The organism is Leucobacter viscericola, from assembly GCF_011299575.1.
In the GTDB taxonomy this organism is placed as follows: domain Bacteria; phylum Actinomycetota; class Actinomycetes; order Actinomycetales; family Microbacteriaceae; genus Leucobacter; species Leucobacter viscericola.
In genome coordinates, this window is the sequence record NZ_CP049863.1 from 603,935 (window position 1) to 630,550 (window position 26,616).

The window sequence follows — 26,616 nt, forward strand, 5'->3', positions numbered from 1 at the left end:
CGGTGTTACTTCGTGTTCTGGCCGTGTGAAAACGCTGCAGAGTGTGCGTTGCTGCGCGTGGCGCACTTGCCGACGTCACGCCTGTGCCTACGCTGATCTACATGGCCAGCATTCCATTTACTCTAGCCGCGCTCGCTACCTCTGCGGTCCCCGACCTGGAGGTACTCGGAGTGAGTTCGGATGAGCAAGGTGAGGCGTTTCGTTCTGCCGTAATCACCAATGGTACTGCTGAGTTTCTCGTCAGAGTGCCACGCACTGAACTCGCTGAAGTGAGACAGTCTGCGGAGCTGCTGGGCCTCGCTGCACTCAGCGAAGGATCACGGGCTGTTCTTCCATTTGAGGTTCCCGAAACCCTCGGAATGACTAGGGCAGGTGACACTCGTGCTGTGGTCACCACCTACATCGGAGGTGACCAGTTTGAGGTTGACCACCTGCAAGAGGATTCCCTGCTTCTTCAACCGATTGCGGAGATGCTCGCGGCGATCCACGGGCTCCCTCTGAGCATCGCACAGCAGGGCGGACTGCCGGTTCGATCGGCGCAAGATTTGAGGCTGCAGGCGACCCGCGTCATTGACCGCGCTGAGGCCACGAGACTGCTGCCGCAGACCGTGTTGGATCGCTGGAAACACGTCGTTGAGACCAGTGAGCTCTGGGACTTCGCTCCCGCCATGGTGCACGGTTCTCTCGACGCGGATCACCTGCGAATCTCTTCCGAGCAGATCACGGGAGTGGTCGGCTGGTCTGAGCTTTCAGTTGGCGATCCGGCGACCGACATGGCGTGGCTGATGAACGCAGGATCCGAAGTGCTCGATGGAGTGTTGGCTCGGTACGCCAAGCTACACAACTCGAGTTCCCTCCCCCACGTTCGAGCTCGGGCGGCACTCTATGCCGAACTCGAAATTGCACGCTGGTTGTTCCACGGCATCGACACTCACGACGAGACCATTGTGAACGATGCCGTTGGCATGCTCGACAGGCTCGTTGATTCGATCGGTGTGTTCGGCGAAAGGCTCGGCCCCGCGCAGCATCAGACTCCGCTGAGCGAGGACGAGGTGAGCGCGCTTCTCGACGAAACCCCCGAAGTTAATGATGTGCTTTCAGATACGGCGGCGTATGAAGCCCTCGACGAGGATCGCATGTTCGGCATGGACACAGACTTCATTGAACCGCTGCAAGAGCAGCCGGCCAGCGAGTCGGAGCCGCCCGCAGACAGCGACGAGCAGCTCACGGAGCCTATCGACGAGGATGACCTTCCCGAGTCTTCTGGTTCGACTCCGCGCTGAGTTTGTCAGCGGCTTCTAACCAAATCTGTTCCAGTTCGTCGAGGCTTCGTGGCGCCTCACCACGAAGTTCCACTCCCTCGGCAACGTAAAACAGTGAGACATCAATGAGTTCGGGATCAACGTGCGCCCACTGGGCGTACGCGTGCCGGTAGAGGTCAAGCTGGAAGAACCGGTTTCGCCGCTCCTCGTCGTTGCGCGGCGACTTGCCAGCCTTCCAGTCGACAACTTCGTAGCGAGCTTGCCCGGCATCAGCTGAGCCCTCACTCTCCAGCAGATACACCGCGTCAAGTTTGCACACGAGGCTGCGCCCCGCAAACGGTAGCGTGACCTCTTGCTCTACCGCGATCGGCCGCAGTTGCGCCCACCGGGAGCGCTCGAATTGCTCAATGAGGGGTTGCAGCTCGGCCTCGGTATCGAGCTCCGCGAAGTCCGCCTCTTCAAAACAGGCAAGTGGAAGCGCGGTGCCGAGAGCGGTTGTTGCGCGCCGCTCCACCCACTCGTGAAAACGATTGCCGATTCGAGTGCGACGGTAAGGTCGCTGCGGAACGGGACGGAGGCGTCGCCGTTCAGCCGTGGTCGAGTCCTCGACAAACTCATGGAACGTGGAGGCGGTAATTCGATCGGGAAGTTTGGCCGACGCTGATGGGCCGTTTGCCTCTTGCAGGGAAGCCTGACGCTCGGCGAGCAACAGCTGCACAACCTCATCGACCTCGCGGGTGTCACCGTCCCAGCTCGCAATGGCGTCCCGCACGGTATCCGCGGCCCGCATCACTCCATCCGCACGAGCACCCAGAGGGTCCAGCGGCCACTGCAGGGTCATCTCCGCGAGTTCGCTGGGGTCGCTCTCGTGTTCGCTCTCGCGCGGCAGACGTTTTCCGAGGGCGTTTTCTCCAAGCAACCCTTCGTCATCAAGTTCGGTCAAGAAGTGCGACGGTGGCCTGGCCTTGGTCTGCCCTCCCCAGAACGAGCCGCTCAGCAGCAGCCGGCCAGCTGAGCGAGTCACCGCGACATAGGCAAGGCGGCGCTCCTCTTCGGCGTGCCGATCTTTCAGAGCCTCGCGGTAGTCAGCGATCCTGTCGCGAAGCTCCTGCTGGGTCTCCGAAATTCGCCAATTCAGTTCGGGCCTGGCCGCGGCATCACCGCGGAGCTCGTCAGGAATCTCGCCCGTGCGCAGCCACCCCGCGCCTGCGCGGGCCTGCCCAGGAAACTCCCCTGCTACCAGACGCGGCACCGCGACCAGATCCCACTCAAGGCCTTTGGAGCCGTGTGCGGTGATCAAATGGACCGTGCCGGGAGTCGGGGCGGCAACATGCTCCGCGGTTTCGTCGGCGGTTGTTGCGCGCTCGATCCATTCCAGCAGCGAGGCGAGTGTGCCTCGGGTGTCGATCGCCAGATACCCCTCGACAAGCTCCGTGAACACGTCAAGGTTGGCGTACGCGTCGGCCGCCGCCAGGTACTGCCGGGCCTCGTTCGCGGCGAGCTCGATGTCGAGTCGCAGCGCCTGCACCGTCGAGTTAATGAGTTCGCTGATGTTGCCGCCAACGCCCTGCCGAAGCGCCGCCAGCATGCGTCCGGCCTCGCGGAGTCGTTCACGCCCCACCGGGCTGACGTGTTTCAGAGCAACGTGGCTGAGGTCGCGCATTGTGGCGACCTGGTCGAGCGCGTCAACCAGGGTGAACTCGCGGTCGGGATCCGGCAGCACACTGTCAGCAGCAAGACTTTCGGGGCTCAGGGGCTGCTGAGCCACATCGCGAGATGCAAACCAACGCGCGGCCTTGCTGAGCCCGGCAATGTCGGCCGCGCCAAGCCTAAATCTCGGCCCCGAAAGCAGCCGGATAAGTTCGGAGTTGGCGTCTGCATACCAAAGGCAGCGCAGCACACTCACGACGTCAGTCACCTCGGGTGTCGAGAGCAGGCCACCCAAACCGACGATTCTGTTTGGCACGCCAAGCTCTGTCAGAGCAGCGGCGAATCCAGCCATTGCGCTGCGCTTGCGAAAGATCACGGCTGCGCTCGGCAATTCGTCGTTGGCCGAGAGATGCGCCTCGCGGGCATCCCGCATCCAGGTCGCAACGGCGTATCTCTCTTCATGCACGGTCTCGGGAAAGACCCACTCGACGCCTCCCTCACTCGCACCCGGTCGGGGTGCAAGTTTTGGAACGGCCACGGCCGCCTCGGCGGCCAGCGGAGCCGCAATGGTGTTCGCAACGTCGAGAACCCTGCCCGGGTTTCTCCAGCTTGTCGAGAGAGTCAGCGTCGCCGGTGGCGTGCGCGTTTCTCCTCTGCCCCGAAAGTCAGCGTGGAATGACTGCAGGCCCTCAGCCGATGCGCCTCGCCAGCCGTAGATGGACTGGTGTGGATCGCCGACCGCCATCACTGAGTGGCCCGCAAAAATGCGGGAGAGGAATCGGGTCTGCCCAACCGAGGTGTCCTGCACCTCGTCGAGCAGAATCACACGGTGCCGCTGCCGCAGAAGCGGGATCGCGTCGCGAGACCTCTCGATCGCCCGTGTGGCCAACGCCAACTGGTCTGAGAATTCGAGCACCCCGCGACGCTGTTTCTCTTCAGCGAACTCGCGCGCGAGACGCGTGATGAGGGGTGTCTCCTTCAACGCCGCAACGGCGTCCCTCACGGGTGCGTAGACCTTGCCGCTGCGCTCTCCCCCCAGTTCCTTTTCGGAGTAGGGCAGCTCGAGTACCCGCGCAAATTCTGAGACGATTTGGTCAACGCGGTCAAACGAGGTGAGGTTGTCGGCAACAGCGTGGTCAAGGTTGAGCACGTAGTTCACGATCTGGGGCAATCGCAATTCGCTCTGCACAAGTGCGCTGTCGGTGCTTTGAAGTATGGTTTCACGCGCAATGCGCCAGGCCGTCGCCTCATCAATAATCACGGCCCCGGGAGCAACCCCGGCCGCGATCCCAAACTCCTGCAGCACCCCCGCCGCAAATGCGTTGTAGGTGCTCACTTCGGGCAGCTCAAGCCCGTCTGCGAGCAACTCTGTCAGCCTCGCCGCGTGAGTTGCCTCGGTGTCACCCAGCTGCCCGAGCTCAGCGTGCTCCTGTAGCCGAGCCGCAAAGAGCGCGAGCCGCAAAGATATGCGCTCACGCAGCTCGCCAGCGGCCTTCCGGGTAAAGGTAAGACCGAGCACCTGATCTGGCGCGACCAATCCGTTTGCAACAAGCCACACCACGCGGTTTGCCATGGTCTCGGTTTTTCCGCTGCCAGCCCCGGCAACAACAAGCGTGCTGGCACCGAGAGGATGCTCGATGACTGTGCGCTGTTCAGCCGTCGGGGTCAGCGGCGTCGCGGGAGGAACCGTGAGAATCTCCGCTATGCGGGTCGCAGAAAACACCGGGGGCTGTGACTTCAATGTCGTGCTACTCACGCGTGACTCACCGCCTGAACAATATGGAGCCTACAGTTTCCGGGTTTGTGTGGATCCGAGCAATGATGCTCGACTCGCGCGGTGAACTCCCCCGCGGCCATGACGTGCGAGACCTTCACCACACGCTCCGATAGCTCTTGGGCGGCCTCTTCAGACATCGGACCCTGCGCTCGCTCAACGAAGCCACCGCCCCGGGTCGCGTCGGGGTGCACATAGAGAAGTCTTGCCCCGCCGCTGTGCGCATTCTGTGGCAGCTCTTCGCCCTCAGCAAGCTGAAACGCGCCGAGCACCACACCGAGCTGGTAGGCCTGCAGCTGCGCATGCGTTTCGGTGGCGGCTTTCGTGGGCGGGGTGCGCCCGGTCTTGAGGTCAACCACCGTTACCTCGACCGATCCATCGGCGAGACTGCGTAGCTCGAGGCGGTCGGCCATGCCACGCAACACCGCACGCTCAATCGGAATTTCAAACAGGGTCTCGCGACCGACGAGCTCACGATCTGACGCGGCAAACTCACGCAGGTAGTCAGAGAGCCCCGCTGTCATTGCGGCGGCCAAGCGTCGACCTCTCTCTGATTCCCACTCTGCGTCAAACGGCAGCTTGTGCCATTCTCTTTCAACAGCGGCAAGCAAAGCCTCGGGATCGGGATCCTGCGCTGTCTCAAGCGCGTGGTGCACGAGGGTGCCAAGACTTGCCTGGACACTTCCGGTTCCACCTCCGAGGCTCGCAATCACCCAGTCGAGCGGGCACTCCTCCGCTCGCTCGAGCTGAGAGGGACTCACCGGCACACGCAGTTCAGCATCTGCCGCGAGGTCATATATCGGCGCGGAGGTGCTCGCGGGCAACACTCCGTACCAGTCGTCGGGTGCGGCCCCGGGAACCCCTTCTGCAGCGAGTGCGACCAGGGAACGAAGCGAAGATGCATCATCCGGTTGCCCCGTCACGCTGCGTCGCAACTGAGCGGTCGCGCCCCGCAGCGTGAGCCGAGCGCTCGGCAGTTCCGCGACGAGGTGGGGCTCTCCGAAGCGAAAGAAGGCGCTCGGGTGCTGATCCTCGTCCGCAATCGCACACACAAGCAGTTCACCGCGTGCGCGCGAGCAACTTTGCACAAACAGACGTAACTCGTCGTGGATGGTTTCTTTGCGCGACGGTGCGACGGCCTCCTCGCCACGTAGCCACCGTTCGAGTGTCGTCGCTCCGAGCAGTGACCCGCGTGCTCGCAAGTTGGGCCAGGATCCGTCTTGCGCACCAATCACCACCACAGTCTGGAACTCTCGCCCGATCGCCCCCTGCGGTGTCGTCACCGTGACAGCCTCGCGCTCGGCGCGCTGAGCGAGCGAGTCTTCGGGAATGGCACTCTCGAGAAGTTCCTCAAGGAGAATCTGAATAGGCTGCTCGCTGTCTTGTTCTTCATGACGTTGCAGGGCAAAGAAGAGCCCCATCACCGCGTCAAGTGACTTATGGGCTTCATCTGCGCGAGACCCGCGCCCGTCGAGCGCATCCTCTTGCCAGCGCTCAGCAAGCCCGGTTTTCTCCCAGAGCGCCCACAACACCTCACGCGGAGAGCCCTCGGCCTCTCGCACCTTGACGCCGGCTGCCGCGGTGCGACCGAGCTTGCGAAGCGCACGCCCTCCGGCGCTGTCAACGATTGGTTGTTCACCGGGGTAAGTGAAGGCTTCCGCGACAAGGTCTTCAACGAGCAAATCGTCTTGTCCGGCCTCACGGTCCCCCTGCCGCCCGAGCAGGAGCAGGGCACCTCGCAGCCGTCGAACAGCGACGGGGTCGAGACCGCCGATGACACCTCCGGCGAGTTGCAGCACCTCATGCGCATCGAGGGGCCGAACATCGAGTGCGTGTTGCAGTAGCCGAATGAGTTCTCGCACAATCTGGTGCTCGCGAAGGATCACTCCTCCCGCAGCGATTCCCGTCGGCACCTGGTGCCCCGCAAGAATTCGAGCGACCCGGTTCGCCTCACCTCGAGTGCGGCAGATGACCGCCATCTCAGTCCAAGGAACCTTTTTGACTTCACCCAAGCCGAGCTTTCGCGCGCGCAGTCGGTGTGCGATGATTCCAATTTGCTCCGCGGGGGAAGCCGCTGCGGCAAACTGCACGGCGGGGGCCTCGCCCGCCGGCACGCCTTCCTCTGAGGTGAGGGCTTCCCGCTGCTGGACCGCACCGAAAGCACCCACTCGCGCCGTCAGGTCGCGCACGAACCCGCGCAACTCGGCGTTGTGCCGATACACGGTGCTCAGCACTGCAACCTGCTCCGGTTCCGTCGGCGAACTCAACGCGCCTCGCCGCCCAAGCTCGACGTTGAGTCCAGCAAGCACACGCGTGCGTTCTCCCTGAAACGTGCCCGTCGCGAGATCTGGGTCGCCAAACACCCAAACACTGCTGCCCGCACGAACGCACCCCGCGAGCAGCGCCAGCTCGCCTTCCCCGAGTTCTTGGGCATCGTCGACCAAAATCAGCTTGGGGATGCGTAGCCGACCTGCGTCTTTGGCACCCGGCTGGTGAACCGCAGTGTCGCCGCACAAGGCGATAGCCGCGTCACGTAGCAGGGCACTTGAGCTGAGCTCTGTCGGGCGCTCGGCCCTCAAACGGTCAGCTCCCGCTGCAATAATTTCGAGCGTCTCAAGCCAACGCTCGATAAGTCCGCTGTCTGGGGCCCTGGTAAGAGCCTCGCGCTGGGACTGGTCTCGTGCCTTCATCAGCTCGGCAGCCAACTGTTGCGGCGTCACACCAAAATCGTCGAGCACTCGCCATAGCTCACGAAGCTCCGCACGATAGGTGGGGCTCTGCACAACCTCGGGCACGAGGCCCGCGACCGTGGGCTGGCCAGAAGCCAGGCGATCCTCAACCACCTCGGCGACGACCTCGTCTTGCACGGTTCCCGTGAGCAACCGGGGTGGGGTCTCGCCCGCTATAGCCGCGGCCCGTGTGAGGATGGCAAAGGCGAAAGAGGCTGCCGTGCGCACCGGGGTTCCCCCGAAGGCACGGCCGACAGCGCGCTCAAGCCGAGGCCTCAGCTGAGCCGCAACCAAGCGGTTTGGCGCAAGCACTAAAACATCAAGTTCGTCCCATCCGGGCAGCTGCTGAGCGCGTCGAAATGACTCGATAAGCACCTCAGTTTTACCCGTGCCCGGAGCCCCCAAAACGCGGGCGTGGCGCTCGGGATCGAGTGCCAGCGCCCGCGCTTGGGAGGTGTCAAAATGGGTCATGCGATTAGCCTAGTGAGCACCTCCGACATTGAGGCTCGCGACGCCCCGCGCCTAGGCTTGCGATGCACTCCTGCGGCGGCGTGCCACAAGTGCCAGCGCAGCGCCAGCTACGAGAAGCAAGACTGCCCCTCGAATACATCCGTCAGCTTCAGCTCCCGTTGTCGACAGTGTGTCCGAGGCACCACCCTCCCCTACTCCGCCCTGTGGATCAATTGTCGGGGGCGCGCTCGGAGGTGTTGTCGGTGGTGTTGAAGTTTCATTGCCCGCGAGCTCCACTGTGGCGTTTGCATCTGCCGTTGCTGTGACCTGCAGCGTTCCGTTGCCCGTTGCTGTGGCGGTGTTGTTCACCTTACCCAGCTTCATATCAGCCGCGGTGACGGTGGAGGTCGCATGTGCCCGCACTGATTCCCCAGCAGAAAGCGTGTGTTCCCCGGCGACGGGCCACTCAACGACAAGGTCTTTGACGCCACTAAGGTGATCAACAAGTTCAACGTCTTCAAGCGATGTTTCTCCGGTATTCGTGATCACAAATGACCATTCAATCTTTGCGCCGACGGTCGCCTCGCCAACCAGTTTCCCGGTCTTCGTTAGCGAAATTGCGACGGTGTCGAAGCGGTAGCCAAAATCAACATCCGGGATCACGGTGTCTACGCCTAGCGCAATCGCACCCGAGTCGCTGTTCAAGTCACCATCAAGGTCATACACGTTGCGCAGAACTTCATCAGATGCCACCCGCACAGTTTCGGTATCAACAACGGTTCGGTAGTCACCCGAGTGCAGTGAAGTGAAGCTGTAGTTTCCATTCGCGTCAGTAGTCGTCTCAGCCACCTTGGCATCGGCATCGTTGTAGAGCGACACAGTTGCGCCCTCGATTCCGGTTCGCGCACGCAGCAGAGAGTCTCCGTCTGCCCAGACCTGCCCTGTAATCGCGCTTGAAAGCACCTTTGCATCGGCCCTGTTTGAGAACCCAAAGGCGCCGTTCAGTCCGAGCCAGGCACGAGTCGCATTCACGAGCACGTCACCCGATTCCTGCCCGTTCACGGTCCCCGTAAGCTTCAAACCGCCAACTCCGGTTGGCCCAGCGTCGAAGTCGGCATCGACAACACGAAGCGCTGTAATGCCGTCAATCTCGGCGAGATTAATACCCGCTGCGCTGATCCACCCGTGCGAATCGTCGTTTGCCTCGGCGGAATACACGGTCAGAGGGTCAGCGGTTGTGTACTCAAGCGAGGATCCGGCCGCACTCGGTCCCGTGAGCTCTGCAGCGGTCAATTTCAGTTCGCCCGCGAAGGTCGAGCCGCGAGGATCGCCGTTCCAGGGCAGTACGTCAACGAAGTAGCTCAACCCCTGGGACTGGCTTGTCGTGTTGTACCAGTTCGACTCCCAGGTGATCGACTCACCAACCTCAACAGCGCTTGGGCCAACAACTCGCTTCTCCTGGGTGACCTCGGCGATCTGCTGCACGATGACGGAGACTTTGTCGCTGCGAGTGCTCACCGACTGTGTGTTACCGGTGGCGCTGATCACCGCGTTCGTCACCATCTCGTTTCCGGTGGGCGCAAACCTCGAGGTCTTTGCGCCGTACACGATCGGCGGCAGCTGAGTGTCGGTACTCGCGATTCCCTTATAGGTGAAAGTGATCGTGAATCCGGTTTCGGCGTCTCCCGTCATCTCACTCTCCCAGAGCGGATCGAGACCGGTCAGATCGACAGTGTCAATTCCCTTCGGAACCGTTGCCACAACCTTGAGGTTCTGCGCTGTCGCGACGTATTCGGCACCGGGAGGTGCCGTCATCGTCGGGTTCAGGGTGTACACCAGGTCCGATTTTGTCGTAGTTGCGCTGTGGTCAACGAGTGCCCCAACACTCAGTCGGTAGTCGCCGACATTAACAACGTAGCTCGACGTCAGAAGCACGGGCCGCTCTGCGAGGCTCCAGCGCGCATGATCCGTTGCCGTCGTGGCAGCCTGGCCCACGATCCTGAAGGGGGTGTCAACCACAAAATACGCCGCGTTCGCTGTTGCCGACTCATTGTCAGCCCAAACACCCGCCGTGTAGGCCACCCGAATTCCCGAGACCACCTCTGGCCCACCGGCCTCTTCGATACTCGAGTACCAAGTGTTACTCTCGGGCTCGTTACGCAGCACACCGTCGGTGTACTGCACGGTGTACTTCGAGGCGGAAATACCCGCCGTGCCCATGCGAGCGCCAACGTACATGCGCGCATCAACGATCTGCTGTTCGCTGGTGTCCCAGAAGTCATAGACGACCAGGTCGGTCGCACCCTTCGTAATGTTGTCTTCAACTGCTGGGCGCAGTGACAGACGAGCGATAACCAAGCTGCCCGGTGCGACCTCCTTGCTCGTCAGGTTTGCGATGTTCTTAACGTTGTTTCCCCACTGGGGAGGATCGGTCTTTACGTCGCCGTTTGAGGCCTGGTTCGAGAAGAGATACATGCTCTTTTCGGCGGTCTCGTTTGTGCGCGTTGCCGGGCGACTCATTGTGCGCGAAACACTCGCGCTGCTGGTGTCTACGGCTACGGGATCACCCTCAACCGACTTCCAGTCAACCGGGGTGACCTTATTGTTGATCGTCAGGTTGCTGCCGTTTGCCGGCAACTGGTTGTCGCGGATCCAGAATCGCAGTTCAACCCAGGCTTCGGGAGCGTCAGTAAACCCGTCGAAAGTCAGTTCGATGGATCGCCCCGTCTGTACAAGGCCGACCGTGCCGCCCGCCTCGGAGGTGCGTTTGACGGCGGCCTGGTAGTCGGCGGCAGCCGCGCCGGTGCCAGAGACCGTGTAGGTGTCGTTGACTACAAAGGGCTGCGCAAGCTGGGTGTCTCGCGCTCCAACGGCGAAAGCATTGCGAGCTTGCAGCGCACTCACTCGGAAATCAATCCAACGGGCGGTTACCGAGCCAAGGCCATCACCGAAGTCGTGGCTTGAACCGTTGGTGCTCGCGTCGTAATTGAGGTAACCCTTCCAAAGCTCAACCTTGGCTTCGTTCACCACGGTAATGGGGTCCGTGCTCGCCGTGGTTGTCTGCCCCGCAACTGTGCCGGTCAGCTTCGGCGTGTACACCGATTCATTCGCAACCGCGCCCGAGGGAATCGCTCGGAGGGTGGCGAACGTCGCCAGCACTTGATTCGACTCACCATTCGCGGCCGTCACGGTTGAGGTGACGGTGCGACCGTCGTTCGAGAGTTCATAGCTCGAGGTCGTAAACGCACCGGTGGAATTAAGAACAACGAGGCTCTGCTCGTCCCACGTCCAGCCGACCGGGAGCGTTTGTGACAGCACACCGTCGTGCAGATCTACCGCGGTGAGCTCCCACTTGAAGCCAACCGCATCATTGCTCGCGACAACCCCGTTGTTTGGTGAGGGGTCCAACGGGGTCGAGACCTGCCCGTCGTATTCGGTCACAATCGACAAGCTCTGAATCGTGCCACTGTCGGCCTGCGCTACCTGCGCGGTCTGCGTCAACCCACCAACGACAAGTACCGTGCCGAGAACACCCGCAGCGATTCGCCGTGCGATTCGTCCCGCACGATCCCGCAGTCGCATTCGACTTTCGACGTTCCCCCGCAAATCAGCGCTCAAAACTATAATCCCCCCCCAGATACTTCAACAGGCTGTCGCCGGTCGCACGGCAGTGCGACCCCCGCCCTCGTTAGCGCACTCCTGGCAGTGAACACCGCCAGACAAAACTGCACCCTAAAGCTATCGAGCCGCAGAGCCCCTCACCCCTCCAACGACGGCAAATAGGTGACGAACGAGAAAAGCTCAGTACGGTTCTGAGAGGGGGCAAGACAAAATCGACGCCAGCTCAGTACCTCTACGTGCAGCGCTTGTGAGATCTCAGTGCGAGAATCTTGCCGCTACACACTGCGCTCACGGCGAACGGGCCCCCAATTCCAACACCGAGTCACCGCTCCCACCATAGACTCGAAGCAGAATCAGCCGTGGCACCCTGCCACCGTTTTGAAGGAGGCACCCGTGGAAGTTCGTATCGGCATCAAGCACTCACCTCGCGAACTGTCGTTCGAGACCGACTCAACCGCAGACGAACTGCGCGCGCTCATCCAAGAGGCCGCGGCAAAAGATGGCGGTCTCGTCGCGCTCTCCGACAGCAAGGGCAAGCAGTACCTGGTTGACGCAGGATCCATCACCTACGTCGAGTTCGGTGGAGACGCTGGCCGCAAGGTCGGCTTTATCAGCTAGTCCCTCGGATTACCTCAGCACCGCGGCCACTGCATCGAGCAGTGCGTCCGCGGTTTGTTGTTTTGTGCCAGAAATTCGCTCCACAAGTGCGCCCGACGCTTCAATAATGTGCAGCGTGTTGTCGCTCGATTCGAAGCCCTCGCTCCAGCCAACCGAGTTCACGGCGAGCAGGTCCACACCCTTTCGCGCGAGCTTGCGACGGCCACGCTCCATCAGTTCAACTTCATCAGCCGCAGTCTCGGCTGCAAAGCCGACAAGCACCTGACCGGGGCGACGATCCCGAACCAATCCCGCCAAGATATCGGGGTTCTCCAGCAGCGTGAGCGTTGGCGGCCCATCACTGTCTTCCTTGCGGATCTTCTCCTCCGAGACCCCCGCAACACGGTAGTCCGACACAGCGGCCGCCATAATCACCACCTCTGCGCCCGCCGAGCCCGCGTGTGCGGCCGACTCCAGCTCGGCTGCGGTGCCAACCGGCACCACGCGCACCGCGGGATTGTCGGCGACCTCGGCGAGCACTGAATCGTCGATATTCGCGGAGAGCAGCACAACCTTCGCACCGCGCGCGGCAGCGGCAGCGGCGACTGCAACTCCCTGTCGCCCGCTCGATCGGTTGCCAATGAAGCGCACCGGATCGATCGGCTCGCGCGTGCCGCCAGCGCTCACCAGAATGCGCAACCCCGCAAGGGGGCCCGATGTGTCTGCTGACAGTGCGGTGGTGGGCTCCGGATTCTGCGCGCCCGGATCCTGCGTCCCCAGATCCTGCCCGCCCAGATCCTGCGCCAAAGAATCAGAATCAGAATCAGCCAGCAGCTCCGCTACCCGGGCAAAAATCTGTTCGGGCTCGCTCATGCGCCCGGGCCCGCTGTCGTTGCCGGTGAGACGGCCGCTCTCCGGCCCGATGAAGAGCACACCACGCCTGCGCAGAATCGCCACATTGTCTTGTGTGGCGGCGTGCTGCCACATCTCCGTGTGCATCGCCGGAGCCACAAGCACCGGGGCCCGCGTTGCCAGCAGCGTTGTGCCGAGAAGGTCGTCGGCGAGGCCCGCGGTCATACGCGCGAGAGTGTTAGCGGTGGCGGGTGCAATGACCACGAGATCAGCCCGCTGACCAAGAGCCACGTGCCGCACCTCGGGAACGTCCTCGTGCACCGAGGTCGTGACGGGATGGCGGCTGATCGCCTCCCAGGTAGGCTTCCCAACAAATCGCAGTGCATCATCGGTCGGCACCACGTGCACCTCGTGACCGGCCTCAACCAGCAGGCGCGCGAGCGCTACAGACTTATACGCGGCAATGCCGCCGGTTACTCCGAGTACGATGTTCACACGTCCATCCTCGCACTTTTCGTTGAAGGGAAGGGTATGTGCACCGTCGTCGTTGAGGTTCGACCTGGCAAATCTACTCGGGTGCTCGCGGTGCGCGACGAGGATCCCAACCGCGCCTGGGACGGCCCCGGTGAGTGGTGGCCCTCGACTTTCCCGGGGGTTCGTGGGGTTCGGGATCGCCGTGCGAACGGGGCCTGGCTCGCTGCAAGGCGGGATCCTGGGCGACTCGCCGTGATCCTCAACCGGGCACCGGCCGAGGGAGCGTTCGCAGAGGCTACTCAGCTCGAATCACGCGGGGCGATCGTTCTCGACGCGGTTCGCGGCCGCGGGGTCACGGATCCCCCTCGCACGGGCCCGTTCAACCTCGTTGACGTGTCGCCCGAAGCAACCCGCGTGACCAGCTGGGACGGCGCCGAGGTGAAAACCGAGACGCTCTCCCCCGGGGTCCACATGATTGCGCACCACCTCGTTGACGATCCAGGCACCGCTCGAATCGAGCGCTGGATGCCTGAGTTCGCAGAGGCGGCGGAGCTCAGCTCAGACGGCGACTGGCGCGACCGCTGGCTTGCCGTGCTCGAACGCAGCGCTCAGCTCGGTCCTGACGATGATCGCGCCATCGTTCGCGACAATACGGTTCACGGGTATCCGACACTCTCGCTACTCGTTTGTATCGCGGAGGTTAGTTCGCACGCGGTGGACCTAAAGTCCGCCGACTTCACCGAGCCAGGGCACTGGAACCCGCCACAGTTCGATCGGTAATCAACGCCGTCGCAACAGCACCGCAACTTCGAGGTGGGTGGTGTGCGGAAACATATCGAAGACGCGCGCCTCACTCACTTCAAACGAGGGCATGGCAGCGAGGTCGCGCGCCAAACTTTCGGGGTTGCAGCTCGAGTAGATGACATCGTGAACGCCGCTGTCTTCGAGCCAGGCAGCAAGGTCGGCACCAATCCCGCGTCGCGGCGGGTTCACGATGACGAGGTTCGGAACCGTGTCCGCTGCAGCCCCGAGCGCAAACCGGGTCGCATCAGCGGCCTCAAAGCGCGCCTCGATTCCCGCCTCCTGCGCACTGCGCCGAGCGGATCGCACCGCCGCTTCACTGAGTTCCACACCGAGCACATCACGAACGGGCGCTCCGGGAGCGGACGCGCAGTGCAGCGCGAAACCACCAACTCCGCAGTAGAGATCCCACAGCGACGCGGGATCCACCCGGTCTACCCACTCGGCTGCCTGCGCATAGAGCGCTCGCGCCACGGCGGTATTTGTCTGAAAGAAACTCTGCGGCTGCAGGTGCAGCGCTATATCGCCCAGCTGCATCGAGAGGGACGACCCCAGCAGCAGCTCTTCGCGATCCCCCTCGAGCACGGCCTTGTGCTCGGGCAGCAAATTCACGGAGATAACAACGGCGTTCGGTACGACACTGCGCAGTTCTCCCAGCCCTCGTCGAAGCCGATCTAACGCGTGCTCGCTGCGCACAACAAACCGCAACATCAGTTCGCCGCCGGGAGCCTCGGTCACGTGCACAAACTTCAGCTCACCGCGTCGTTTTGGCACGTCGTAGGGTTCAAGACCCGTGGCCTCGAGAAATTCAGCAAGCCTCGGGATCAGGCTGCGGATCCCTGATGACTGAATCAAGCAGTCGCGCAGGTCGACTCCTCGCCCGTCTGGCCCCAGGATGCCGAGCGTCACATTTCCGGCGACGCCCCCGACCACCAGTTTCGCTTTATTGCGAAAGTCGTGGTCTTCGCTGCGCACGGGCGGCAGCCAGGCGGCATCGGGTACAGAGGGCAGCGTGTCGCGGCAGCGCAGCTGCTTGTTGCGCAGTTGAGCTTCGTAGGGGGTTTCGATCAGGGCGCAGGATCGGCAGCGCCCCGCCTCAAAGTACTTGCAATGCGGCAGGCTCATGCGTGTGGCCTAGGCCGTGAGGCCCAACCCGTCCATGCGGCGAATGTGGTCAGCGATGAGCTCGGTGAACACGGGCTCAACCTCGCTGGCGACAAATGGGCGGTTTTCGCTCAGTGACAGCACCGCCCGCGAAACCAACAGGGTGTCTCCGACGAGTCGTCGACCCCAGAGGGCGAGCCAGCTCGAAAGCCCCTCATCATCAGCAATCGCCTGCTCAAGAAGCTTTTTCACCTCGTCGCGACCGGTGTCATCGCTCAGGATCGCAATTGCTTCGCCGCGGTAGTTGTCTTTAAGGCCCGAAGCGATCGTCGCAAAGAAATCGTCAAAGAGTCCGCCAACGAGAAAGAGGGAGAGCACGTACTGGTGCCAGTCTGGAGTATCGATCCGCTCCACGTACTCATCGATGACCTGCGTGAACGGCGCCATCACGGTGTGGGGTTCGTGCCCGCGCTTGCGAATTTCGGCGGTGAGCCGCTGGTGCTTCGAGAGCGTCTGCCCCGCCACGCGGGCGAGTACATCCTTTGCTTCGAGGGTTGGGGCGCCAGAAACGGCGCGTGTTGCGGCCTCGTACAGCTCAAGCTGCAGGTAGGCGGTCAGCCCCAAAAACGGCAGTATTCCGGGGGCAAACTCTGCGAGTTCAACGCGCTCGGTATCACTACCGTCACCGCGCGAACGCACCTTACGCACGGGCGCCCTATTTTTGCGCAGCCCCTTGATCCACTCGAACACTCTGTCAGCTTACCGTCGGTTGCGGCGATGGTCGGCATAGACTGAACGCCGTAAGTATTCATCGTCGGCGCCACTGGAGCGTCGGCCGCTGCGCTTGTGAGTAATGTGTGCGCAGCAATCAACATTTCGAACAGGACGCAACGTGACGACTTTCATTGAACTCGGCGTTGACCAAGACATGGTCGACGCGCTCGCAGAGCGCGGCATTACCGAGGCATTCCCGATCCAGGAGCAGACCATTCCGCTCGCGATCTCGGGGCAGGACATCATCGGCCAGGCCAAAACGGGCACCGGCAAGACCTTCGGCTTCGGTCTCCCCGTGCTGCAGCGCATCGGCAAAGATCCCGAGCCCGGCGTGCAGGCGCTTATTGTTGTGCCGACTCGCGAGCTCTGCGTGCAGGTATACGAAGACCTTGAACTCGCCACCAAAAACCGCAACGCGACCGTTGTGCCCATCTACGGCGGCAAGGCATACGAGGGCCAGATCGATCAGCTGAAGGCTGGCGCTCAGGTGATCGTCGGTACTCCCGGACGCCTGCTCGACCTCGCCAACCAGCGTCTTCTTGATCTCAAGAACGTTCGCGAGATGGTGCTCGATGAGGCCGACAAGATGCTCGACCTGGGCTTCCTCGCCGACATCGAAAAGCTGTTCTCGATGACCCCCGCGGTGCGCCACACCATGCTGTTCTCGGCGACCATGCCGGGCACCATCGTGACGCTCGCGCGCCGCTTCATGTCGAACCCAATCCACATTCGTGCGACCGATCCCGACGAGGGCGCGGCACAGGCGAACATCGAACACATCATTTACCGCGCACACTCGCTCGATAAAGACGAGATCATTGGGCGCATCCTGCAGTCCGAAGGGCGCGGCAAAACAGTCATCTTCATGCGCACCAAGCGCGCCGCAGCGAAACTTCAGGAGGAGCTGTCAGATCGCGGCTTCCCCGCCGCCGCCGTACACGGTGATCTCAATCAGGATCAGCGCGAGCGCGCAATGGCCGCCTTCAAGTCAGGCAAAAAAGACATCCTGGTCGCGACCGAGGTCGCCGCGCGCGGCATTGACGTTGACGACGTCACCCACGTCATCAACCACACCGTTCCTGACGACGACAAGACCTACCTGCACCGCGTCGGCCGCACCGGCCGCGCAGGTCGTACCGGCATCGCAGTCACGTTTGTTGACTGGGACGACATGCACAAGTGGGCGCTCATCAACAATGCGCTTGAGTTCGGCATCGCCGAGCCCGTTGAAACCTACTCGTCTTCGCCGCACCTCTTCACCGATCTAAACATTCCCGAGGGCACAAAGGGCCGTCTGAAGGCGACTCCCGTGAAGGACGGCCCACCTCGCGGCGGGCGCGGCGGTGCTGATCGCCGCGGCGGATCCTCACGGGGTTCTGCATCCGGATCTAGCGCAGACTCGGGTGAGGGCGAAAAGCGCGAGGGCTCGACCCGCACGCGTCGCCGCACCCGCAGCGCGAACCCACGCGGCAGCGGCCGCCACGAAACCCACGGCCACGAGCAGCACGGTCACGACCTTGAGGGCGGCAGCGAGCCCGGTGCATCGCTCGATCCCGCTCCCGAGTCAGAGGGCACGACGGCCCCGCGTCGCAGGCGCCGTCGTCGTCGCACGGGAGGCTCGGGCGAGGCATCCGGCGCGTCCAATACGGACGCCCAGGCCACTGAGTCCACCGCGACCGAGTAGCTAGTTCACCATCCTTTCTCCCCCTGCGGTGAACGCGTCTCAACGTTATGCGATTTCATAATGTTGGGATGCGTTCACCGCAGGGCTTGGGTTCGGGGCCTTAGGCTCGAGAGATAGAGCGGCTCAGCAAAGTACTTCGTGAGGCGCGGCGGTAGCGTCTTTGGCACGCGAAGCAAGAAATCGCAGAGGATGCGACGAGTCGCAGCAAGCTCCCTGTCGTGAAAGTTCTCTTTGCGGAGGCGAAGGATCTTCCATCCTTCTTCGCGCGCATTCTCCAAACGCTCCTCGTCTCGCAGATATTGCAGACGATCGGTGCGATGTTGCTCGCCGTCGTATTCAACAATCCGCTTCGTCTCACGATCAACAAGGTCAAAGCGGCCAATCAAAACACCGGCTTCGCTGAAAATTTCGGCCTGCATTTCGAGGGTGTCGATCCCCATCCGTGCCAGTTCGAAGTGCTGTAACGACTCCATTCGGGATTCAGCACCAACTCGCGAAACTTCAATCGCTGCACGTAGTCTCGCCGCCCCAATAACGGAGTGTTCCTGCAGGTGCCTCATAACCTCTTCTTGGGGCAACAAGGCCTTCGCAACTCCCGGTGGCCCCCGCAACAACCTGAGATGATCAAGTGCGACAACGAGTTCGCGAAACCTCAACATGGGTATCGATTGCAAGAGCGCTTGAAGATACGGCACGCATGGCAATCCCTCAAGGTCTTTGATAGGCGTGAACTCGCGGGAGACACGGTGCCCTCTTACGTTGCGTCCCCTTGCCTGCCCCATTGGTTTTGGCGCTGTCACGTGCAGTTGAGCAGGAGTTCGAAGAGGAACCTGCATCAGTAGCAGCGCAGTTGTATGGCTGAACGCTTCCCTCGGGCGAAGTAGGGGAAGGTAGTCCCTGGCAAGCTGTCTCGCCGCAATCTCGTCAAACTCAAATCGTGGCCTATCCACTTTGAGCTTGCGCACTCCGTGATGAGGGTGCGCGAAACGCGAATGCTGTGCGGCACGCGGGGTCAGGCCCGCTCTCATTCCCGTAGAAATGGTAAACGCCGACGTTTGCAGTTCTTCCGACAGTTGCATTGGGACTCTCACCATGCATCTCATTCAACGCGAGGTTCGTGGTGCTCTGCGGGTTATCCACAATGAAACTCAATAATAGGGCGGAAACTTGTCGTTACGCCCTTTGTGGACGAAGCTCCCTCTCCTACGGTGAACGCGTCTCAACATTATGCGAGTTCATAATGTTGAAATGCGTTCACCGCAGCGCAGAGGGGACAGCGCAGAGGGGACAGCGCAGGACCACCGCAGCGCAGAGGAGACAGCGCAGGTCTAGCGCGGCACAGCCACGTGGTCGCGGATTTCCGCGACCACGTCTGAGCTCGTGCGGCGCTCACCCAGGCGGTTCGCCTTGCCTGCGCCGTGATAGTCGCTCGCACCGGTCACAACAAGACCGAGCGCCTCAGCCGATTCGCGCAATGGAGCGACCCAGTCAGCGCGATTTTCTGGGTGATCGAGTTCGACGCCCCACAGGCCCGCGTCGGCGAGCTCACCGAGCTCAGCAGCAGAGAACGGAGTGCGCATTCGGTTCGCCGCGGGGTGCCCCAACACGGGCAGGCCTCCCGCGGCGCGCACAAGTTCCACAGCTTCAACGGTGTTGAGCGCGTAGATCGGCATGTAATAACGCCCCCGCGGGCTCAGGATCGTCTCGAACACGGCGCTTCGATTTTCGGCGTACCCGGCGGCAACGAGCGCATCGGCGATATGGGGCCGCCCGACGCTGCTGCCTGCCGCGAGCAGCACCGCGTCCCAGTCAACAGCAAAGTCGGGGGCGAGCAGATCCGCCATCGCGCGAGCCCTGGCCACCCGGGAATCACGCAGCATCGTCATCTTTGCGCCGAGTCCAAGGTGCGCAGGATCGGGCCCGTACGCAAGCAGATGCGCGGATCGGGCCCCCGTATGGGTGGTGAGTTCGATGCCCGGCAGAACATCGACCCCTACGGAGGCTGCCGCGATCCGCGCCTCTTCCCAGCCGGCCACCGTGTCGTGGTCGGTCAGGGCAAAGCCGTCTAGCCCGATGGCGGCAGCCTCGAACGCAATCGAAGTCGGGGTTGTGGTGCCATCAGAGAACACCGAGTGGGTATGGAGGTCAAACCCTCCCGGCATCGCCTCAGCAGTCATCCCTCAATAGTATTGGGCGCTTACTGCGCCGTGTACCCGCCGTCGACAAGGTGATAGCTTCCGGTCACGAATGACGCGGCGTCACTCGCAAGGAATGCAACGAGGTTTGCCACCTCGTCGGCGCGGCCCAGCCTGCCGATCGGGTGCTTTTCAACGAGTCCCTCGCGCACTGAGGCATCCGCTCCGGCGAGCAGTGGGGTGTCGATGTATCCGGGTCCGACCGAGTTCACTCGCACACCCGCCGTGGCGTATTCAAGCGCGGCGGCTTTTGTGAGACCGACCACAGCGTGTTTTGTCGCAACGTAGGCCGGAGAGTAGGCAGTCCCAACGCTTCCGAGGATCGATGCAATGTTGACCACTGCTCCCCCGCCATTTTTAGACATCGCAGAAACCTGCGCGCGGGTGCCCCTGAATACGGCGTTGAGGTTGATGCTGATGACCTTTTCCCAATCGGCATCACTGTAGTCACCGGTTGGCCCGATGGGACCACCGATGCCGGCGTTGTTCACGCCAATACCCAAAGGAGCAAGCGTTTCGGCCACACGAATCGTTTCGGCGACAACATCGGTCGCCGCAGCGTCACCAGAGACCGCAACTGCCACACCGCCCGCCGCTTCAATCTCGGCCACGACCGCCTGAGCGTGTTCGGCGTTGAGATCCTGCACCACAACCTTTGCCCCGTTTGCGGCAAGCAGCAGGGCAACGGCTCGGCCGATCCCCGATCCTGCTCCAGTAACCACCGCAGAACGATCTGCGACATCATATGTTGCCATTACGCGCTTCCTTTCATCTGCAAGGCAGCCGATCCGCTGTCTCTAACAAACAAACTACGCCCGCTCGCTGACCTCACGAACAGCCCAGAATCAAAAGAAAGTGAGAGGATGGGGAGATGACCGCACTAGATAACCTGGACTCGGCCGCTGATCTGAGCAACACCGACACGCAGGTACCCGATACCCACGACGTGAAGATCGACAACAGCAACCGGAGCACCACTCCGCAGTCCGATCGTTTCCTCGATTACATCTCAAGCCACTGGGCGGATCGCCCCGAAGAGCTGCCCGCAGCGTTGCCGGTCACCGCTCACACCGGCGGCCGCCGCGCCGCGCTCTCGGCGCTGTTCACTGGCAAGCGCCTTGTCATTCACGCCGGTGCAATGAAGCAGCGCTCAAACGACACCTTCTACCAGTACCGCCCCCACAGTGCCTTCGCGCACCTCACCGGTTGGGGCTCAGAGAGCGAACCCGGCGCGATTCTGGTGCTCGATCCCACGCCCAACGGGCACGAGGCCACCCTGTACTTCCGCGAGCGCGCCGGACGCGACAGCGACGAGTTCTTCGCTAACCCCGAGATCGGTGAATTCTGGATCGGACCCCGCCCCTCACTCGCACAGGTTGCAGCGGCGCTCGACGTACCAACGGCACCACTCGAAGCGTTCGAGTCCACTGAGGGCGAGCTGACACTCGAGAACGAAGAGCTGGCCCGAGCGGCCTCTGAACTGCGACTCGTGAAAGACTCCTACGAAATCGTCGAGATGCAGGCCGCGGTCGACGCAACGGCCAAGGGCTTCGAAGACGTGCTCGCGGCGCTCCCCAAGGCAAGCGCGCACAAGCGCGGAGAGCGCATCGTTGAGGGTGTCTTCAACCAGCGCGCCCGGCTCGACGGCAACACCGTCGGCTACGAGACGATTGCGGCAGCAGGATCACACGCCTGCACCCTGCACTGGATTCGCAACGACGGCGACGTGCGCGAGGGTGACCTGCTGCTGCTCGACGCGGGTGTCGAACTCGACAGCCTCTACACGGCAGACATCACTCGCACCGTGCCGATCTCGGGCACGTTCAGCCCGGTACAGCGCCGCGTCTACGAGGCTGTTCTTGAGGCCGCCGACGCCGCTCGTGCGATCGTCAAGCCGGGCATTCGTTTTGGCGACGTGCACGAGGAGGCCATGAAGGTCATCGAGCGCTACACCCGCGAGTGGGGCTTCCTGCCCAGCGCCGAAAACGATCCGACCGCTTACTACCGCCGCTACATGGTGCACGGCACAAGCCACCACCTCGGCATGGACGTACACGACTGCGCACAAGCTCGCCGCGAGCTTTACCTCGACGGTGTGCTCCGCGCGGGTATGGTGTTCACCATCGAGCCCGGTCTCTATTTCCAGCCCGACGACCTCACGGTGCCCGAGGAATACCGCGGCATCGGCGTGCGAATCGAAGACGACATCGTTGTGACCGACGATGGTTGTGTCAATCTTTCGGCGGGCATCCCGCGCACCGCAGACGACGTTGAGAGCTGGATCAAAAACGCACAGCAATAGGCCCAGTCATACGTCTTGCTTGTAGGCCTCCAAGAGGTCTACATTGAGGCTATGACAGCAGCAATTGCTCTTGATTCAGTGACGAAGCGCTTCGGTTCAACCGAAGCGCTTCGTGGGGTCACCCTACAGATCCCCAGTGGGTCAGTGTTTGGCATCATCGGCCCCAACGGCGCCGGCAAAACAACAACACTGCGCATTTTGCTCGACCTCATGCAGCCAAACTCGGGCAGTGTTGAGGTGCTCGGCATGAGCCCTCGTGCCGGGGGCACCATGCTGCGGCAGCAGATCGGCTATCTGCCGGGTGAGCTCATCCTCGAGGGACGTGTCACGGGGGCGGCTCTGCTCGCGCATTATGCGAGGCTGAGCGGTCACGTCAGCAGCGGCCGTATTGCCGAGCTTGCGGATCGGCTCGGCGTGGATCTACACCGGCCGGTGCGCAGCCTCTCCAAGGGCAACAAGCAGAAACTCGGCATCATTCAGGCGTTTATGCACGATCCGCGATTGCTCATCCTCGACGAGCCGACAAGCGGCCTAGACCCGCTCGTGCAGCAGACGTTCCACGCGCTCGTGCGCGAGGCACAGGATCGTGGTGCGACAGTTCTACTCTCGTCGCACGTGCTCAGCGAGGTTGAACAGGTCGCGGCGGGTGTCGCGATCCTCAAGCAGGGCGAGATCATCACAACGAGCACCGTCTCGGAGCTGCGCGAGACCGCAAAGCGCAGAGTGAGCGCAGAGGTGCGTGAAGCCGACGCGGCGACACTCACCGCAGCGCTGCAGGCGATCCCGGATCTCAGCGAACTGCGAGTCACCCAGCACCCTGGCGAGGCAACGCTCAGTCTGACTGGCTTACTCGGCGGTAATCCCGACAGATTCGTAAAGGTTCTCGCCGCCTACCCTCTCAACGACATCAGCATCGAGGCGCCGAACCTTGAAGACGCCGTGCTGAGCCTCTACGGCCAAGGCCTTCACGATGACAACGGAGATGCGTCATGAACAGAGTTCCGGTTCTGCCGATCCTGCGTCACAGCCTGCAAGAGTCCTGGCGATCCTTTGTCGGCTGGTCAATTGGCATTGTTGCGGCGCTTTGCCTCTACCTGCCGCTCTTCCCGTCCCTCGGCAATAGCCCCGAGATGCAAAACCTTCTCAAGCAGCTTCCCTCGGAGCTCACCGCGGCCATCGGGTATCAGAACATCGCAACGGGCGCGGGCTACGCGCAGAGTACCTTCTTTGGACTGCTCGGCTACCTGCTGTTCAGTATCGCGGCCATCTCCTGGGGATCCCAGGCGATCGGCGCCGACGAAGAACGCGGCACCCTCGAGCTGACACTGGCCCACGGAGTCAGCCGCGTGCAGCTGCTGCTTGAGCGCTGGGCCGCGCTAGCGGTCAGGCTGCTGGGGCTCGGGCTGATCGTGTTTGTGGTCATCACGATTCTCAACGGCCCCAGCGAGCTCAAACTGAGTGTCGGCAATATTGCCGCGGGCACACTGGCGCTGTGCACGGCAGCGCTTCTCTCTGGCACAGCTGCGGTCGTCGCGGGAGCACTCATCGGAAGACGCACCGTGGCCCTGCTGGGCGGTGCGGGGGTGGCCGTACTTGGCTACGTGCTGAACGCGGTCGGTAACCAGGGCGACTCCATGAAGAGCCTGCTCGACTACTCCCCGATTCACTGGGCATACGGCAACGAACCGCTGCTTCACGGGCTGGGCAGCGGCATGTGGCTGCTGCTCGCCTGCATCGTGGTGCTGCTCGTCGCGGGTGTGCTGCGCTTCCGGGCGCGCGATATTGGGCGGTAATTCAATGAACGGCGCTGACGGCTGACCCTCAGGTCACAGCGCCACCCCGTCAAGGTAGCTCCAACGCCCTTGCTCGTCCCGCACGAACCGACTGCGTTCGCGCTGCTCCATCCGACCGTCTGGGGTTCGCGCGATCGCGGTAAAGGTCACCTCACCGTCGCTGTCGAACGGACCACCCGCTGTCGTCTGCTCGATCACCAGGCGGCGCCACTCAACCTGAGGATCAAGCTCCAACGACTGCGGCCGCGTCGACGAGTGCCAGCTCTGCAGCAGATAGGCGTCGAGGCCCAGCACAAAGGCGCTATAGCGGGATCGCATCAATCGTTCTGCGGTGGGCGCCGCACCACCAGAGTGCAACGACCCGCAGCAGCTCGCATACGGTTCACCCCTGCCGCAGGGGCAAAGCGATCCGGCGGCAGGGGTAACGTCGCTCGTCGCCATCGTTAGCGACCGTCGAAGTCTCCGCGCAGTGCGCGCTCAAGCGTGTCGAGACGCACACCACCCAGGGCAAGCGCTCGGCGGTGGAAGTCGCGTATGTCGAAGCTCTCTCCGCGTGCGGTGGCACTCTGAGCCGCATCATCTCGCAGTTGCTCCCAGATGCGCTGCCCGATCTTATAGGAGGGGGCCTGACCCGCCCACCCCAGGTAGCGATTCACTTCGAAGCGCACAAAACCGTCGTTCATGTTGACGTTGTCGCGCATGAACTCAAGGGCATATTCACCGTCCCAGACACCAGCGCCGTCGGGTCGCTGCTTGCCGAGGTGCACACCGATGTCGAGCACCACGCGTGCCGCGCGCATCCGCTGCCCGTCGAGCATGCCGAGGCGGTCGGCGGGATCATCGAGGTACCCCAGCTGCTCCATCAGGCGCTCGGCGTACAGCGCCCAGCCCTCGGCGTGACCCGAGGTGCCGGCGAGCTGCCGACGCCACTCATTGAGCAGGCCACGGTTCACAACGGCCTGACCGATCTGCAGGTGGTGGCCGGGAACACCCTCGTGAAACACGGTCGTCAACTCACGCCAGGTATCAAACTCGGTAACCCCCTCGGGCACCGACCACCACATGCGACCCGGGCGCGAGAAGTCGTCAGCGGGGCCGGTGTAGTAGATGCCGCCCTCTTGCGTGGGAGCGATCATGCACTCGAGCGTGCGAATTTCGGCGGGGATGTCGAACTGAGTCTCACCCAGCTCCGCAACCGCACGGTCGCTGGTCTCCTGCATCCAGCGCTGCAACGCGTCGGTGCCGTGCAGTTTACGCGCGGGGTCGTTTTCGAGCAGGGCAATCGCTTCAGCAATGATCCCGGGACCGGGTTTACCTCCCGGCACAATCTCGGCGGCAATCCGCTGCTGCTCCTCGACCATGCGTGCAAGCTCTTCGATACCCCACTCGTAGGTCTCATCGAGGTCAACGCGCTTGCCCAAAAAGCCCTCTGATGCCCGCTCGTAACGCTCGCGTCCAAACGCGTCCGCTTCGGGGGCGTGCGGCGCGACCTCACGGTCCAAGAACTCCGCGAGTTCGGCGTAGGCGCGCTCAGCACCCTTCGCAGCTTCCGCAAGATCCTGCGCCAAAGACGCAGGCACACCACTGGCTCTCGCGGCCAGCGTGGAAAAGGTGCCGCTATCGGCGGAGCCGCCCGATCCTGCAGTCCGTCGCGACTGCTCAGACACCTCCCGCAACTGGCGGATCGCCGGGACAAGCCCGCGCGCAACACCCTGCGCAAGCGAAGCCCGGTACCCCTCGAGCGAGGCCGGAACGGCGCTCAGGCGCTCAGCAATCACGCTCCAGTCTTGTTCGGAGTCGGTCGGCATGAGATCAAAGATGTCTCGGATCTGCTGCGGGGGTGATTCAAGCACGTTGAGGTCACGCAGGTGTTCGCCAGCCTCGTAGCTCTCGATTCCGTGCCGCAGCTCTGCAGAGAGATCAGCCTGCGTTACCGCGTCAACAGCGTCGGCGACCGGTGCCGCGAGGAGCGCGTCGAGCGTCGTTCGCTCGGCCTTCGCGAGCGCCGCCGCTCCCTCAGGCGAGTAATCAGGAAGCCGATTGTTAGCTTCGCTACGACCGATGTACGTTCCAAGGGTGGGCGCGAGGTCAACGAGGGTGTCGACCCAGGCCTCTGCGGCGGCATCGATAGGGGTACGTGTGCGTGGTGCGGTCATGCCTCTACCCTATTAGGGATAGGATGATAGGGATCGGCGCTCGGCGCCAACATCATCAGGTACCGCGAGGAGACAACGTGAAGATCCGCACCCGCATCGCAACTGCTGTGACCGTAGCTCTCGCTTCGGTGTTTGTTGCAGCACCCGCATTCGCTACCACTGGCGACGTCCAGTTCTCGTACGCGGGCGATCCGCTGAACGTCGTTGCGATCTCCATCGTGGGCGTCATCCTGCTCGCGATCGTGCTGATCGGCTCGACACTCATCGGCAACCTCTTCGAGAAGAAGAAGTAACCTCGAGAACTTCAAAGGGCGGTGCTGATCCGAAAGGATCGGCACCGCCCTTTTTGTGTGAACGTGTCGCTGCCAGCGAGTGTATCCGCCTCAGCACCAGCCAGC

At 62.5% G+C, this 26,616-nt stretch carries 19 protein-coding genes; 8 read left to right on the top strand and 11 right to left on the bottom strand.

Features of this window, described 5'->3' with window-relative positions; all coding sequences use genetic code 11:
* Window positions 1–101 precede the first annotated feature (101 nt).
* Entirely contained in the window at window positions 102–1,283 is a 1,182-nt protein-coding gene (locus G7068_RS02855; protein WP_166288581.1) for a phosphotransferase, read from the top strand.
* On the opposite strand, the gene G7068_RS02860 is transcribed toward G7068_RS02855, so the two are convergent.
* From G7068_RS02860 to G7068_RS02870, 3 genes are read right to left on the bottom strand one after another with little or no spacing between them, the layout of a single operon-like run.
* Entirely contained in the window at window positions 1,234–4,668 is a 3,435-nt protein-coding gene (locus G7068_RS02860) for an ATP-dependent DNA helicase (protein ID WP_166288584.1), read from the bottom strand. The two genes, G7068_RS02855 and G7068_RS02860, sit on opposite strands and share 50 nt — an antisense overlap.
* The gene (locus G7068_RS02865; protein WP_166288587.1) at window positions 4,665–7,886 is read right to left on the bottom strand and encodes a UrvD/REP family ATP-dependent DNA helicase; all 3,222 of its coding nucleotides are present in this window, start codon (window positions 7,884–7,886) and stop codon (window positions 4,665–4,667) included. Before G7068_RS02865 ends, G7068_RS02860 begins: the two co-directional genes overlap by 4 nt.
* A gap of 51 nt (window positions 7,887–7,937) precedes the next feature.
* Window positions 7,938–11,483 carry a DUF7507 domain-containing protein gene (locus G7068_RS02870; protein ID WP_166288590.1) on the bottom strand — a complete coding sequence of 1,182 codons (3,546 nt, stop codon included), beginning with the start codon at window positions 11,481–11,483 and terminating at the stop codon, window positions 7,938–7,940.
* Window positions 11,484–11,879: 396 nt separating this feature from the next.
* Between G7068_RS02870 and G7068_RS02875 the strand changes: the two genes are divergently transcribed.
* A complete protein-coding gene (locus G7068_RS02875; RefSeq protein ID WP_166288592.1) occupies window positions 11,880–12,104 on the top strand; it encodes a DUF3107 domain-containing protein in 225 nt (74 codons plus the stop codon).
* 9 nt (window positions 12,105–12,113) lie between these two features.
* Here G7068_RS02875 and G7068_RS02880 read toward each other — a convergent pair whose 3' ends face one another.
* A complete protein-coding gene (locus G7068_RS02880; protein WP_166288595.1) occupies window positions 12,114–13,430 on the bottom strand; it encodes a bifunctional phosphopantothenoylcysteine decarboxylase/phosphopantothenate synthase in 1,317 nt (438 codons plus the stop codon).
* A 36-nt stretch (window positions 13,431–13,466) separates the two neighbouring features.
* Here G7068_RS02880 and G7068_RS02885 point away from each other — a divergent pair, with 36 nt between their 5' ends.
* Window positions 13,467–14,189, top strand: a complete 723-nt coding sequence (locus G7068_RS02885) for an NRDE family protein (protein ID WP_166288598.1) — start codon at window positions 13,467–13,469, stop codon at window positions 14,187–14,189.
* Here G7068_RS02885 and G7068_RS02890 read toward each other — a convergent pair whose 3' ends face one another.
* Window positions 14,190–15,335, bottom strand: a complete 1,146-nt coding sequence (locus G7068_RS02890) for a methyltransferase domain-containing protein (RefSeq protein WP_166288601.1) — start codon at window positions 15,333–15,335, stop codon at window positions 14,190–14,192.
* A 9-nt stretch (window positions 15,336–15,344) separates the two neighbouring features.
* Window positions 15,345–16,064, bottom strand: a complete 720-nt coding sequence (locus tag G7068_RS02895; RefSeq protein ID WP_166288604.1) for a ferritin-like fold-containing protein — start codon at window positions 16,062–16,064, stop codon at window positions 15,345–15,347.
* Between the two features lie 142 nt (window positions 16,065–16,206).
* Here G7068_RS02895 and G7068_RS02900 point away from each other — a divergent pair, with 142 nt between their 5' ends.
* Window positions 16,207–17,772 (top strand): DEAD/DEAH box helicase, encoded by a 1,566-nt coding sequence (locus G7068_RS02900; protein ID WP_244304635.1) that lies wholly within the window; start codon window positions 16,207–16,209, stop codon window positions 17,770–17,772.
* A 74-nt stretch (window positions 17,773–17,846) separates the two neighbouring features.
* Here G7068_RS02900 and G7068_RS02905 read toward each other — a convergent pair whose 3' ends face one another.
* The 3 genes from G7068_RS02905 to G7068_RS02915 all read right to left on the bottom strand — a co-directional run bounded on the left by G7068_RS02905 (window position 17,847) and on the right by G7068_RS02915 (window position 20,722).
* Window positions 17,847–18,851, bottom strand: coding sequence for a DUF559 domain-containing protein (locus G7068_RS02905; protein WP_166288610.1), 1,005 nt, complete (start codon window positions 18,849–18,851; stop codon window positions 17,847–17,849).
* Between the two features lie 249 nt (window positions 18,852–19,100).
* Window positions 19,101–19,949 carry a PHP domain-containing protein gene (locus G7068_RS02910; protein WP_166288613.1) on the bottom strand — a complete coding sequence of 283 codons (849 nt, stop codon included), beginning with the start codon at window positions 19,947–19,949 and terminating at the stop codon, window positions 19,101–19,103.
* A 20-nt stretch (window positions 19,950–19,969) separates the two neighbouring features.
* Window positions 19,970–20,722 carry an SDR family NAD(P)-dependent oxidoreductase gene (locus tag G7068_RS02915; protein ID WP_166288616.1) on the bottom strand — a complete coding sequence of 251 codons (753 nt, stop codon included), beginning with the start codon at window positions 20,720–20,722 and terminating at the stop codon, window positions 19,970–19,972.
* Window positions 20,723–20,838: 116 nt separating this feature from the next.
* On the opposite strand from G7068_RS02915, the gene G7068_RS02920 reads away from it, so the two are divergent.
* Genes G7068_RS02920 through G7068_RS02930 form a run of 3 tightly spaced genes read left to right on the top strand, consistent with a single transcriptional unit; the run spans window position 20,839 to window position 24,062 of the window.
* The gene (locus tag G7068_RS02920; protein WP_166288619.1) at window positions 20,839–22,269 is read left to right on the top strand and encodes an aminopeptidase P family protein; all 1,431 of its coding nucleotides are present in this window, start codon (window positions 20,839–20,841) and stop codon (window positions 22,267–22,269) included.
* Between the two features lie 51 nt (window positions 22,270–22,320).
* Complete coding sequence (locus tag G7068_RS02925; RefSeq protein WP_166288622.1) at window positions 22,321–23,262, top strand: ABC transporter ATP-binding protein; 942 nt, start codon at window positions 22,321–22,323, stop codon at window positions 23,260–23,262.
* The gene (locus G7068_RS02930) at window positions 23,259–24,062 is read left to right on the top strand and encodes an ABC transporter permease subunit (RefSeq protein ID WP_166288625.1); all 804 of its coding nucleotides are present in this window, start codon (window positions 23,259–23,261) and stop codon (window positions 24,060–24,062) included. Before G7068_RS02925 ends, G7068_RS02930 begins: the two co-directional genes overlap by 4 nt.
* Before the next feature lie 33 nt (window positions 24,063–24,095).
* On the opposite strand, the gene G7068_RS02935 is transcribed toward G7068_RS02930, so the two are convergent.
* Complete coding sequence (locus G7068_RS02935) at window positions 24,096–24,503, bottom strand: YchJ family protein (RefSeq protein WP_166288628.1); 408 nt, start codon at window positions 24,501–24,503, stop codon at window positions 24,096–24,098.
* A gap of 2 nt (window positions 24,504–24,505) precedes the next feature.
* Complete coding sequence (locus G7068_RS02940) at window positions 24,506–26,218, bottom strand: DUF885 domain-containing protein (RefSeq protein WP_166288631.1); 1,713 nt, start codon at window positions 26,216–26,218, stop codon at window positions 24,506–24,508.
* A 77-nt stretch (window positions 26,219–26,295) separates the two neighbouring features.
* Here G7068_RS02940 and G7068_RS02945 point away from each other — a divergent pair, with 77 nt between their 5' ends.
* Window positions 26,296–26,511: a hypothetical protein gene (locus tag G7068_RS02945; RefSeq protein WP_166288634.1), complete on the top strand. Its 216-nt coding sequence runs from the start codon at window positions 26,296–26,298 to the stop codon at window positions 26,509–26,511.
* Window positions 26,512–26,616 lie beyond the last annotated feature (105 nt).

What these genes read in the sequence shown, in the direction of transcription:
- G7068_RS02855 (WP_166288581.1), top strand. Translation starts at nt 102, where the DNA reads ATGGCCAGCATTCCATTTACTCTAGCCGCGCTCGCTACCTCTGCGGTC.
- G7068_RS02865 (WP_166288587.1), bottom strand. Translation starts at nt 7,886, where the DNA reads ATGACCCATTTTGACACCTCCCAAGCGCGGGCGCTGGCACTCGATCCC.
- G7068_RS02885 (WP_166288598.1), top strand. Translation starts at nt 13,467, where the DNA reads ATGTGCACCGTCGTCGTTGAGGTTCGACCTGGCAAATCTACTCGGGTG.
- G7068_RS02890 (WP_166288601.1), bottom strand. Translation starts at nt 15,335, where the DNA reads ATGAGCCTGCCGCATTGCAAGTACTTTGAGGCGGGGCGCTGCCGATCC.
- G7068_RS02905 (WP_166288610.1), bottom strand. Translation starts at nt 18,851, where the DNA reads ATGCAACTGTCGGAAGAACTGCAAACGTCGGCGTTTACCATTTCTACG.
- G7068_RS02910 (WP_166288613.1), bottom strand. Translation starts at nt 19,949, where the DNA reads ATGACTGCTGAGGCGATGCCGGGAGGGTTTGACCTCCATACCCACTCG.
- G7068_RS02915 (WP_166288616.1), bottom strand. Translation starts at nt 20,722, where the DNA reads ATGGCAACATATGATGTCGCAGATCGTTCTGCGGTGGTTACTGGAGCA.
- G7068_RS02920 (WP_166288619.1), top strand. Translation starts at nt 20,839, where the DNA reads ATGACCGCACTAGATAACCTGGACTCGGCCGCTGATCTGAGCAACACC.
- G7068_RS02925 (WP_166288622.1), top strand. Translation starts at nt 22,321, where the DNA reads ATGACAGCAGCAATTGCTCTTGATTCAGTGACGAAGCGCTTCGGTTCA.
- G7068_RS02930 (WP_166288625.1), top strand. Translation starts at nt 23,259, where the DNA reads ATGAACAGAGTTCCGGTTCTGCCGATCCTGCGTCACAGCCTGCAAGAG.
- G7068_RS02935 (WP_166288628.1), bottom strand. Translation starts at nt 24,503, where the DNA reads ATGGCGACGAGCGACGTTACCCCTGCCGCCGGATCGCTTTGCCCCTGC.
- G7068_RS02940 (WP_166288631.1), bottom strand. Translation starts at nt 26,218, where the DNA reads ATGACCGCACCACGCACACGTACCCCTATCGATGCCGCCGCAGAGGCC.